The sequence below is a fragment of the Chryseobacterium formosense genome (assembly GCF_900116415.1).
Taxonomy (GTDB): Bacteria; Bacteroidota; Bacteroidia; order Flavobacteriales; family Weeksellaceae; genus Chryseobacterium; species Chryseobacterium formosense.
This window is the reverse complement of record NZ_FPAP01000001.1, coordinates 168,652-181,467: the sequence shown is the minus strand read 5'-3', so window position 1 is coordinate 181,467 and position 12,816 is coordinate 168,652. Positions and strand designations below refer to the sequence as shown.

General features: G+C 33.3%; 9 protein-coding genes. 2 read left to right on the top strand and 7 right to left on the bottom strand.

Annotated elements, in window-relative coordinates; genetic code table 11:
• Nucleotides 1-5 precede the first annotated feature (5 nt).
• On the bottom strand, nt 6-656 hold the full coding sequence (locus BM371_RS00830; RefSeq protein WP_034674716.1) for a protein-L-isoaspartate(D-aspartate) O-methyltransferase: 651 nt from the start codon (nt 654-656) through the stop codon (nt 6-8).
• A gap of 339 nt (nt 657-995) precedes the next feature.
• On the opposite strand from BM371_RS00830, the gene BM371_RS00825 reads away from it, so the two are divergent.
• Together BM371_RS00825 and BM371_RS00820 are read left to right on the top strand one after the other, a co-directional pair.
• Nucleotides 996-1,958: a Gfo/Idh/MocA family protein gene (locus BM371_RS00825; RefSeq protein WP_034674713.1), complete on the top strand. Its 963-nt coding sequence runs from the start codon at nt 996-998 to the stop codon at nt 1,956-1,958.
• A gap of 186 nt (nt 1,959-2,144) precedes the next feature.
• Entirely contained in the window at nt 2,145-4,427 is a 2,283-nt protein-coding gene (locus tag BM371_RS00820; RefSeq protein ID WP_034677172.1) for a cation:proton antiporter, read from the top strand.
• 81 nt (nt 4,428-4,508) lie between these two features.
• Here BM371_RS00820 and BM371_RS00815 read toward each other — a convergent pair whose 3' ends face one another.
• From BM371_RS00815 to BM371_RS00790, 6 genes are all read right to left on the bottom strand, one after another.
• The gene (locus BM371_RS00815) at nt 4,509-5,363 is read right to left on the bottom strand and encodes a lytic transglycosylase domain-containing protein (protein ID WP_034674710.1); all 855 of its coding nucleotides are present in this window, start codon (nt 5,361-5,363) and stop codon (nt 4,509-4,511) included.
• Nucleotides 5,364-5,514: 151 nt separating this feature from the next.
• The gene (locus BM371_RS00810; protein WP_034674706.1) at nt 5,515-8,010 is read right to left on the bottom strand and encodes an ATP-dependent Clp protease ATP-binding subunit; all 2,496 of its coding nucleotides are present in this window, start codon (nt 8,008-8,010) and stop codon (nt 5,515-5,517) included.
• Between the two features lie 154 nt (nt 8,011-8,164).
• Nucleotides 8,165-8,977 (bottom strand): hypothetical protein, encoded by an 813-nt coding sequence (locus tag BM371_RS00805; RefSeq protein ID WP_034674704.1) that lies wholly within the window; start codon nt 8,975-8,977, stop codon nt 8,165-8,167.
• A complete protein-coding gene (locus tag BM371_RS00800; RefSeq protein ID WP_034674700.1) occupies nt 8,974-10,284 on the bottom strand; it encodes a zinc metalloprotease in 1,311 nt (436 codons plus the stop codon). The genes BM371_RS00805 and BM371_RS00800 overlap by 4 nt, the downstream gene beginning before the upstream one ends.
• Before the next feature lie 333 nt (nt 10,285-10,617).
• Nucleotides 10,618-11,373, bottom strand: coding sequence for a hypothetical protein (locus BM371_RS00795; protein ID WP_034674697.1), 756 nt, complete (start codon nt 11,371-11,373; stop codon nt 10,618-10,620).
• Nucleotides 11,370-12,815, bottom strand: coding sequence for a hypothetical protein (locus BM371_RS00790; protein ID WP_034674693.1), 1,446 nt, complete (start codon nt 12,813-12,815; stop codon nt 11,370-11,372). Before BM371_RS00790 ends, BM371_RS00795 begins: the two co-directional genes overlap by 4 nt.
• Nucleotide 12,816 lies beyond the last annotated feature (1 nt).

The following is a 12,816-nucleotide window of genomic DNA, read 5'->3' as shown; positions in this document are numbered from 1 at the left end:
TTAATTTAATGATTTGTATTATTCAACATCGGAACAAATTTATAGGCTCCGAACTCTTCTTTCTCTATTTCTGTAGGAGAAATTTTGGTAAATCTGTAGAGAACCTGCTGATCCGTCGGACCTAAAGGAATGACCATTTTTCCACCTACTTTTAGCTGCTTTAATAATTCTGTCGGTAAAACAGACGCACCACAGGTCACGATAATTTTGTCGAAAGGCGCAAAAGTCGGCAATCCGGCAAAACCGTCTCCAAAACTTTGAAATTTTGGAAAAAGATTCATTTCACGCAGCTTTTTTTTAGAAAAATCAAAAAGATCTTTTTGTCGTTCGACCGTATAAACATTAGCTTTCATCGCCAGTAAAACAGCCGTCTGATAACCACAACCTGTTCCGATTTCAAGAACTTTTTCGCCTTCTTTTACCTGCAATAGCTCAGATTGCTCCGCAACCGTTGAAGGATGCGAGATCGTCTGATGTGCGGCGATAGGAAAAGCACGGTCTTCATACGCATAATCCTCAAAAATACTTTCAATAAAAAGATGCCTCGGAACTTCATTGATGGCAGAAAGCACATTCTCATCGGAAATCCCGATTCTGTGCCTGAGATATTCAACCAAATTCTTCCTTTTACCCTTGTGTACAAATGAATCTACCATATCACAAAAATAGGAAATTGATTTGAAAAAAGGAATGTATGATTTGAAATTTGAGGTTCGAAATTTGACATTTATTGTGTCGTCGAACTTTGCTGAGTGATCCTTTACAGTTTGAAAGAAAAATATAAAACAGAGCTTTTAAGGTAGTACTGAATGTCAATTGTGAATGGTAGATTCTGAAATTAAAATCATGAGCTAAAAATCTTGAATTTTAAACAATGATAAGTTTGACCTGAAGCTAAAATTTCAATTTCAAATCTCAAATCTCAAATTTCAAATTTCAAATCTCGAATCCTAATTTCAAATTAAACATTTATCTTTACAAAAATTTGATACGCTATGTTAAAAGCAGGTTTGGTAGGCGCCGGACATTTGGGGAAAATACATTTAAGACTTCTGAATCAGTCTGATAAATATGAGTTTGTAGGTTTTCACGATAAAGATCCAGAAAACGGAAGAAAACTAGAGGCCGAATTCGGATATAAATATTTTGAAAATTTCGACGAATTATTAGATCAGATCGAAATGCTGGATATTGTGACTCCCACCATTTACCATTATGATTATGCTTTAAAAGCGATCGAAAAAGGGCTTCATTTTTTTATCGAAAAACCTGTTACACAAACGCTTGAACAGGCTGAAGAAATTTTAATAAAATGTCGTGAAAATGGCATCAAAGCACAGGTTGGTCATGTTGAAAGGTACAATCCTGCGTTTATCGGAGCGAAAGATTATATTCAGAATCCTATGTTTATAGAAATTCACCGATTGGCGGAATTTAATCCTCGTGGAACAGATGTTTCTGTGGTTTTAGATTTAATGATTCACGATCTTGATATTTTATTGAGTGTTGTAAAATCTCCTGTAAAAAACATTCATGCAAGCGGTGTTTGTGTAGTGAGTAAAACTCCCGATATTACCAATGCAAGAATTGAGTTTGAAAATGGTTGTGTCGCTAATTTAACGACCTCAAGAATTTCGATGAAAGCAATGAGAAAAAGCCGTTTCTTCCAGAAAGACGCTTATATTTCTGTTGATTTTTTAGAGAAAAAAGCGGAAGTGATCAGAATGCAGGATGCTCCTGAAAACCCGACTCCATTTGATATGATTATTGAAAATGCAGAAGGCGAAAAAAATCAGATTTTGTTTGAATATCCGAATATTCAGCCGAATAATGCGATTCTGGATGAATTAAATTCATTTGCTGATGCCATTCTTGAAGAAAAAAATGTAGAAGTTTCTTTGGAAGATGGCACAGAAGCTTTGAAAGTTGCTTTGAAAATTATGGAATTGATTTCTTAAAAAAATTAATTATAAAAATATTTAAATCTCCTTTAGTTTTCTAAAGGAGATTTTTCATTTCAATCAGATTACATTCCCATTCATTTCATTACATTATTCCATACACTTATTACATTTAAAGTAAACCAACTTTTTACATCCGTTTATTCTTATGAAATTTGCGTTTAAATAAAATGATTAATGATTATGGGGAAATATAGAAATATTATTTTTTATGTAGCAACAATTATCTTTTTCTCGTGCCTTATGTATTGGTTTTTCGCAGAAGGGCAAACCTTGGAGATCGGCGAAAACATTGCTCCGCCAAAAACAACAGGCGCAACAATGTGGGAGGATTTTACGGATTCTTTTTTAACCAATCTTCACCATCCGTTAGCACTTTTACTTGCCCAGATTGTGACTATTATTATGGTCGCCAAATTATTTGGCTGGATTTGTATTAAATTAAAACAGCCTTCCGTAATCGGTGAAATGATTGCAGGAATTGTTTTAGGACCCTCACTTTTTGGCTTGTATTTTCCAGAACTTTCAGCATTTATTTTTCCTAAAGAATCATTACCCAACTTACAGTTTTTAAGTCAGATCGGTTTGATTCTCTTCATGTATATTGTCGGAATGGAGCTTGATTTGAGCATTTTAAGAAAAAAAGCCCATGATGCCGTAGTCATCAGCCATGCAAGTATTATTATTCCTTTTGCTTTAGGAGTCGGGCTTTCTTATTTTATTTATAAAGAATTTGCACCGGAAGGAATTCAGTTCAGTTCCTTTGCTTTATTTATAGCCATTGCGATGAGTATCACTGCATTTCCTGTTTTGGCAAGAATTGTTCAGGAACGAAATCTTCATAAAACTAAAATAGGAACTGTTGTCATCACCTGTGCTGCAGCCGATGACATCACTGCATGGTGTATTTTGGCAGCCGTAATTGCAGTGGTAAAAGCAGGATCTTTCTCAGGATCTGTTTTTGTAATTCTGATGGCGGTTGTATATGTTTTCATTATGATTAAGGCGGTAAGACCATTTTTAACAAGAATTGCTGAAGCACAAAAAGGAAAAGGCTTCATTAGTAAAGCATTGGTTGCCGTATTTTTCTTAATTCTTATTATTTCATCTTATGCAACAGAAGTGATCGGAATTCATGCATTATTCGGAGCATTTATGGCAGGAGCCATCATGCCTGAAAATGTGAAATTCAGAAATCTTTTCATTGAAAAAGTAGAAGATGTTGCATTGGTTTTATTACTTCCATTATTCTTTGTATTTACAGGGTTAAGAACACAAATAGGATTATTGAATGATCCTCATCTTTGGAAAATCGGAGGATTCATCATTCTGACTGCCGTTATCGGAAAATTCGTTGGAAGTGCTTTAACGGCCAAATTCCTCAAACTAAGCTGGAAAGACAGTCTCACCATTGGTGCTTTGATGAATACAAGAGGTTTGACCGAATTGATTGTTTTAAATATCGGTTACGATCTTGGTGTTTTAGGACCTGAATTGTTTGCAATGTTGGTCATTATGGCATTGTTCACCACATTTATGACCGGGCCATGTCTTGACCTCATCAATTATTTCTTTAAAGGAAAAAAATCATCTCTGGAAGATGAAGATCAAGATGAAAACGATGCAAAGTATAGAGTTCTTTTGTCATTTGAGACTGCAGAATCCGGAAGTACATTGCTGAAACTTGCAGATAACCTTACTCATAAAATGAACGGCAACAAGAGCATTACAGCTATGAATATCGCGCCTGTTGATGAACTTCACGCCTTCGACATCGATAATTTCGAAAAAGAACAGTTTAAAAATGTAATTGAAACCTCACAGGATCTAAACCTTGAAATTACAACCCTTTTCAAAGCATCTACGGATATTGAAAATGATCTGACAAATATTTCAAATAAAGGAAATTATGATCTTCTTCTGATTATGCTTGGAAAATCAATGTACGAAGGAAGTTTATTGGGAAGGCTTCTGGGTTTTACCACAAAAATCATTAATCCTGAAAAACTTTTGAATACTGTAAAAGGAAAAAGCAATATTTTTAACAGTTCGCCTTTCGATGATTTTACATTACAGATTTTGGACAACACTCATATTCCGGTAGGAGTTTTAGTTGAAAAAGATTTCAAATCTGCAGACAAAGTTTTCGTTCCTATTTTTAATTTAAGTGATTTTTATCTGCTTGAATATGCTAAAAGATTGATTAATAACAACAATTCGCAAATTATTATTCTGGATGTCGCAGGACAGATCAGAAACAATATTGAAGTGAAAGAACTGATCCGAAGCATCGAACAGGTAGCTCCGAACCACATCACTTTATATAACGAGAAGAAGATTGAAAAAGAATTTTTAAACGCTCAGGATCTGATGCTGATCAGCAAGAAAAGCTGGCGCGGACTGATTGATTCAAAAAGTCTTTGGTTATCGGACATTCCGTCAACTTTAATCGTTTCAAATCCATAAAATTTCATCTAAAAAATGATTTTTGATATTTGCTAAAAAAGCCCGGATCTTGAGTCCGGGCTTTTAATTGTAATAGGTATTTTATTTATTACTTCCTTTTATAGATTTCGATAGAATTGAAGTTTTCTTCATTAAAAAATCAGGCATTAAATCTGTGGGAAGAAAGAGTTTGCTTTCACCATCAGCTTCTAAAGCACTTACAATCTCCGGATTCCAGGCAAGAAGGTCATTCATCGGAATTTTCAATTCATCGGCAATTACATTCAGCTTAAATCCAGCATTGATTTCGGTTTCCGACAAAGCAATTTCCCGAGAATCTGTTGTTCTTGAATTCAGAAGAGTCATTGTTCTCGAATCATTATAATTTGCCAAAACCGACGATAATTCTCCCGTTGCGTAACATGCATTAAGATATTTTTTAACATGGTTGATCGTTTCCTGTGGCAAATATTTAGAAAAAACATGATATTGCGTAGAATTTGCTGCCTGCATCGCTTTGGCAATATTTCCTTCTCCACAATTGTAAGCCGCAACTACTGTCACCCAATTATTGTATTTTTTATAAAGATTTTTTAATGAAACTGCAGCTGTTTTTGTACTTCTGTATAAATCATTCCGACGGTCTTCCGTTAATCCATACTGATTGGCATGAGCAGTCATAAACTGCCACACTCCCACTGCTCCTGCGCTTGAAGTCACATTTCTGTTGAAATGAGATTCGATTAAAGCTAAATTCCTCAAATGCTTTGGCAAACCTCTTTCAACCATAGAATATTCGATAAAATTAACAATCTCTTTATTGGCTTCAATAATATTCTTATATTTTCTCACACTGTTTTCAGAAGTATCTGAAGCAGTGAGAAACTGTGCACTCACAAAATGAGAGCAGCTTAAAAACGTTGCCGTTAAAATAATATTCTTAAGATTAGGTTTCATTTTTAATGTGTTTCAAAGCTTTTATTTATCCTGAAAATCACAATTATTTTCAATATCTCGCAGATTAAACAGATTTTGCAGATTGAAATCAGCTGATTAGCAAAATCTGCGGGAGATTTTATATTAATTTAAATTTAATAAGATTGTGAAATTAATCTACTTTCCAACTGATTTTATCTTCTTCTGTATTCCAATCTACATGAATCGTCTGTCCGGTTTTTACCTCTTCTCTTACAATCATTTTAGAAATCGGTCTTGCCAATTGTGATCTGATAACTCCGGAAATCTGTCTTGCCCCGTATTTGCTGCTAAATCCGCCTAATGCAAGGCTTTTCACCGCTTCATCACTAATTTTTAAAGTCATTCCTAATCTCGTTAATGAAGTATGAAGTGATTTTAACTGAATATTAAAGATTCTTTCAGCAATCGATTCTGTAATTGGTGCAAAAGGAATAATTTCTGTAATTCTTGCCAAAAATTCCGGTCTGAATCTTCCTGAATTCGACATAATCTGCATCAGCGAATTTGATTCCGGAATTTTTCCTTCTTCAAACTGTTTCACAATTTCTTCGCTTCCGATGTTTGAAGTAAATAAAATTAAAGCATTGCTGAAATCTCCTTCTTTTCCAAGCTTATCATGAACTTTACCTTCATCCATAATCTGTAAAAACACGTCAAAAACTGAATGATGCGCTTTTTCAATTTCATCAAATAAAACAACCGTGTAAGGCTGCTGTCTGATTTTGTTGACCAACATCCCACCTTCTTCATAACCTACATATCCGGGAGGCGCACCGTATAAAAGTGCTGCAGAATGTTCTTCTTTAAATTCAGACATATCAAAACGAACCATCGCCTTTTCGTCATTGAAAAGCAATTCTGCCATCGATTTTGCCAACTCAGTTTTTCCGGTTCCGGTGGGACCTAAAAGGAAGAAAGAACCGATTGGCTGTCCCGGTTTATTCAATCCGCTTCGGTTTTCAACGATGGCATCAGAAAGAATTTTCAGGGCGTGATCCTGTCCCACTACTCTGTTCATCAGGAGAGATTCCATATTCAAAAGTTTCTCTTTTTCCTGAGCCTGAATTTTCCCGATCGGAATATTGGTTTTAGCTGCCATTACCGCCGCCAATTCAAGACGTCCTACTTTTTCTCTTTTTACAGATGCATGTTCTAAAAGTTCTGTATAGGTATCTTCTATTATTTTCTGAATTGATTCTACCGGCATAGAGTTGTCGATTTGTGGCTGCTCACTCAGAGAACCCCACAAAATTGGACTGATCTTATCTCTTAATAAATTGTAATTCCAAATCAATTCGTCGGCTTTGTCTTTATCGTCAAGATATTCTTCTTTTAAAATATTTTCATAGATTTCCTTCCAGCCTTCCAGTTCTTTTTCAGAAAGTTCGTCGAGCATTTTTATTGCCGCCATTGTTCGGTCTAAAAGATCAATTGCGGCATCCGGAAGTTTTTTACCTTTTGCATAACGCTTCGCCAAACGTACACATTCTGGGATTGCGGTTTTTTCCACTTCAATTCCATGGTGTTTTTTATAGCCATCCAGCAAAACATCAACCATTTTGACGCATGTTTTTTCATCCGGCTCGTTGACTGTCAAAACTTCAAAACGTCTGTTGAATGCCTGTTCAGGCTCTATAATTTTTCTGTATTCTTCCTGAGTTGTTGCTCCGATTACCGTAATTTCTCCTCGTGCCAATTCAGGTTTCAATAAATTAGCAACGTTTCCGATGCTTCCTTTTGGATCTAAAAGGGTATGAATTTCATCAATAAATAAAACTGCTTTTTCAATTTTTTTACATTCATTGATTACTTTTTTCAGGCGGTCTTCGATTTCGCCTTTATAAGAAGTTCCGGCAAGCAAAGCCCCGGTGTCAAGTTCTAATAATGTTGCATTCTTCAACATTTCAGGAACGTTACCTTTGATAATTTCGGTAGCAAAACCTTCAACCAATGCTGTTTTACCAACTCCAGGCTCTCCGATGATAATTACGTTGGGTTTGCTTCTTCGGCAAAGAATTTCGACCAACATTCTCAATTCTTTATCTCGACCGATAATGTTTTCCAAATCACCGTTTTTTGCCTGTGCAGTACGATCAACACAATAGGCTTTAATAGAAGGAAAAGAAGAATCTGAAAAATCAGAGCTTCCGCCAAACAACGATGAAATTTCGCCATTCTGGGTCGCTGCAAAAGGAGTATCTTTTCTGTATAAATTGAAAATTTCGTGCTCTCTTAAAGGAAGTGATTTGAGCTGTTGTAAAGTAAATGCAACCTGCGGTTTTACAATTGCGGTTAAAATACAGACCGGTGTAATCTCGTCTAAACCTAATTTCAAGCGAATATCATCGGCCTCTTCAAGAATCTGATCCACAAATTCGCCTTCACCAACTTCTGCGGGAAGATGAGTAGTTTTCGGATAATCTTCAATTCGGACATCTGCCCATTCGTAAAAATATCCCGGATCTTTGTCTATAGATTTAAGAAATTCATTCAGCCCAATATCTTTATGCATTAATGCCTGTAAAATATGTGGTCCGCTATATGTAGCGTTGTAATTTTCTTTCGCAATCGACTGTGCAATATGAAACAGCTGTTTCACCGTTTCATTGGTAACAAGTACTCCCATTTATATTTTAATATTAATATTTTGACTTTATTTTTGGTGTAACTAAAATAAGTTTTTTTTGTCAATGATTAAAATTAAAAATCGGTTATTTTCAATTGATGGGGAATATTTGGAGATTGTCTATGAGATATGAATTGAAATTTCAGTCTAAAAATTATGGCCTGTTTTCTTGTCTGTAGTTAACATCAATAATTTTTCCGGTGTTCCCATCAATTTTATAATCCCAGTATCCTTGCGGATACATATCTTTGGTGACCATCCAAATATTTTTATTCAATGAAACTTTTATATTTTTTCGTTCAAAATCACTGTTAGCATTGAGTATTTTCCCGTTACAGTCTTCAGATTTAAGATTATCAATAATTTTTTCTGAAGTAAGCTGTGTATTTTCCTGATCGTGAAATAAACCTATTCCTATATTTTCTTTGTTTTTTGTGATAAAATTATCCGTAATCATCTGTTCGGTTTTTAAAATCTTCAACAAATCATTAAATCTAATTTTTAAATCTTTATCAAAATCAGAACGATCAGTAGTTTTTAGAAGATAACCATTTTTATCATAATCTTTAGTAATAAAGCTGCCATAAAAAGGCTCGATGTCAACTTGACCTACAAAAGTCTCAGTTTCTTTCTGAATTGTACCCGACGGGTAAAAGTCTTTTACTTTTTTAAAAAGAGCAGGTGGTGGTGGAGTAACTATTTTTGTATAATAGGTTTTATTGCCATCTTCATTATTATCCCAAAGTGAATATTCTATAATCGTTCCGTCTGATAATGTATCTTTTTTTGCAGGAAGTTTTTTTTCGTCTTCCATACTGACTACATCCGGGTAGTTTTCAAACCTTTTTATATCGAATTTTTCTGTGTTCATAACTTTCTCTTTTGGATAACTGATTTTTTCTTTTTCCTGACCATTACAGGAACATACCATCATAATTAGCGCTATGTAAGTGATTATTTTTTTCATTTGATGCCTTCATTTATTTTTTTCCATTGAAACTTATTAGTAGAAAATCTGCTTTTCATCTTATTTGTTTTAGGATTTCTTGTCTGGTGCGTATAATCCATGATATTATCTGTATTATACAATTTAAAAGTATAGGGAGAATTATTATCAAAAGTATGATAAAGCCCCATTGCATGAAGTATTTCATGAGCAGTACTCGAATCATTCCGATTTTGAAATGCCACCACTGTTTTTACATTACCCACATCTTCTGCGATACCATTTAAATTCAATGAAGTAGGAAGCATATATACTCTGTAATAGCTCTTATATATTTCATTTTTTTTATCTTCAAAAAAGATTTTATCCAGCGTTGAATGAATAGAACGCCAATTTGAAATATCCGTTACAATGTTTCCATTTTTATCTTTTGTTGTAAAAAACAGATTGAATAAAAAGCCATCAGCAATGATAGGCTTCGTTTTTTCTAAAATATTTGCTTTAATATAAGACTGATTAAAGGCATTTTGTGTAATAACTTTTTCGTTTCCTTTAACTGATCCTGTTGAATTCATTTTTTTTACCGTAACAGGAATCATTATAATATTTACATTTTTTATTTTGTTATTAGGTAAAACTTTAATTTCTCCAACTTTTTGCATCAATTTATTTTTTGTAGCAATAATTCTAATCGTTTCCGGCGAAGTGAATATTTTTTTGCATTTTATACTTACCGAGCTTTCATCAAAGTTAGTACCCTTCGCTACTGTAAACTGTTTTAAAATAATAATTTCAAAAACATCAGTATTATAAGCATAATGTAATTTATCCGGTTTTTCTTCAATGTGAACAATTGCATCTAATACAGCTGTTTCACCGGCTATTAATGTCATATTAGGAACATAATATTTACCTTTATAAACGCCGAAATTATTATATTCGGTTAGAATACCATTATATTTTTTGGTATCGGGAGTAAATTTTGGAAGATTTTTCGGATCATTTGTATTTGTAGCGTAAACTTTGCCGTAATTACCAATTATTCCATTATAAGAGATGTCGGTTTCCAATTTAGTGTCTGCAACTCTTACCCAATCGAATCCGAATTCTCCTTTCCAATTTTTTGTTGGTCTAAAGAATACTGCACATTTTGATAAAGTAGGTGAAGCTGGTGGTTTTCCAGGATTTCCATCTTTTTTAATAACAGTTTCGCTTTTCTCAGAATGATATTCTGCAGAATTCTCACTAATATTCGTTTCAGAATAATAATTGAGATCTTCTCCTGTGCTTTCGAATATTTTCCCTTTTACAATTCGTATTCTGCTCATAAAGTTTCAAATTAAAAATTCTGATCTTTCTCCGCTTTTATTTTCAATATTACTTTGAACGTTTTTTACAATCTTGCCATTACTCAATGTCTATACCGCCTTCACTATTTACATCTGTTTTGGAACATAATTATTTTGGCTCAAATAAGGTAGCAACCCAACTAGCCTTCCGAATTAAATTATTATTTCTTTCTTATTGATAGAATTTATCCTTCATGTATCATTTTTTGGAATAGAATTCTCAGTTTCAACCAAAAGACCGATTATATCATTTTTTACATATGTTATTTTACACGATATTAAATAAAGACACAAAAGCATTAAAAAAGTGATTTAATTTTCATCCAACTCTTTAAAATTTCGGTTATACCAGTCAAAATAATGGAGTTTCTTTATTTCTTTGCCGGTTACATCATCTATTACAATTACTACTCTTTCTACTTTTTTATCATCTGAATTCTCATAGTGCCCTTTATTGAATCCAATAAACCAAAGTTTTTTACCTCCTTGATCTTTCCTCCATATTTTCACATATTCTTTATCCCATTGTTGGTTATCTTTGGAAGTGATTACTCCATCGTCTGAAGTATCTACTTTATAATTAAATTTTTTTGCGTTTTTATTTGCAATTCCTGTAATTCCTGTAAAAAAAGTTTTCCAGTCTTTTTCAAAATTCGTGGTTTTCACAAGTTTGCCCTGCTTATCAAATTCATACAAGAACCCGTAATTGCCGTCAGAAGTTTTATTATATATCCTTTTTAATTTAATATTACCATCGCTATAAAATTCTTTATAATATTTAAACCATCCTTGCGAGGGAGTAATCCATTGATCGTAGTATGAGTCCAATAAACCATATGTTTCAATCAAAGCTCCGCTTTGTAAAGTTTCATTTAGATTAACAATATATTTTGGAGGCTCTGTTGTTCCATACCTTTTTTTTGTTTTTAATAAGGTTGAATTATTAATATTTAGTTTTTCAAAAGAAGAATCTATAATATTCATAGGACTATTTGTATGAGTTGTTTTTTTTTGCGCTTGGCATTGGTAAAAAACTATTACGATTAAATAAAAAAATATTTTTTTCATTCTGTGAGCAAATTAAAATTTCGTAGTTTATCCCATTGCCATTTCCATGTAGAATATTTGTCATTGCCATCTAAATGGGCATAATCCATAACATTTTCTGTCTTTTTATATTCAAACAAATAGGGTGTGATCGTGTTAATATTTGAATTTGTACCAAAGGCGTGCCCCAAAGCAATAGCATGCATTGCTTCATGAGCTACATCCGCATCTGTTATGCCAGAAAACATTGCACCTCTTCCTCCTCCAATCGGGGTTCCAATACCTCCAACTCCTAAAGTAATACTCCCGCTAACCAGATAAGCGGTTTCGGTAAAAAAATAAAGTCTTAAATATTTATCATATTTTCCTGTTCCATCCGGTTTACCATCTGTACCTAAATTAGAGAATATCTGTTTCAATTTTTCGTCTAAATAATCATACAATGATTTGCCATTTATATTTCCGGATACATTAAGACCGGTTCCGTTGCTAATTGTAGGAAGAGATAAATCTGTATTTGGTGTTCCATCATCATTTTTAGCAATATCTAAAATTTCTTCCATTAAATTTATTTTAATCAAGGATTGCTTTAAATAATTTTCTAATTCTGTTTTTCCTTTTATAACTCCTAGTCCATTTTTGGTTTTAACTTTAACACAAACTACATCTAATTTTTTAACCTTGTTGGAATACAATTTCAGAAAACCCGATTCTTTTTCATCGCATAAAACTTTCAAAGTTTGCGTAGCAGTAATATCTGATAAAACTTTTAAAGTTATTTCATCTTCCAATTTATATTCTTCTTTATTTTTTATAAGGATTTTAGCATAGTGTATATTTTTGGCAGGATCTAATTTTTCGTTTTCAGCACCTTTTCCTTGTGAACTTGAAATTTCACAAACAGTCTTATCATATGCTATCAATAATTCTTTCGGAAGATTTTTTTTATCTTTTATATGAATTTTTAAAGAGAGTTTTATTTCCTTATTTTTTTCCACACAAAGCCATGAAGCAAAATAATCTATTGCCTTTTTATCTTCCAATATCCATGGGATTTTATATACAGGATTACTATATTCTTTTTTGAGATTGTTATATAAGGTAGACGATTTTGTAAATATTGCAGAAGGGTTACTTGAGGGATATTTGTCATATGTTCCCGCTACATCAGAATATTTTTTTTTATCTCCAAACAAGCCGGTATCTTTAATTCGCATCCAGTCAAGTCCGTAATCATTACCTTTCCAATTTTTTTTGGGACGAAAATGCACAATTGCATCAGCGAGTATATTTATTTCAGCTACAGGAGGAGAAGCAGGATTTCCATCTTTTTTAATAACAGTTTCACTTTTCTCAGAATGATATTCTGCAGAACTCTCACGAATAGTCGTTTCAGAATAATAACTGAAATCTTCTCCTGTGCTTTCGAATATTTTCCCTTTTACAATTCGTATTCTGCTCATA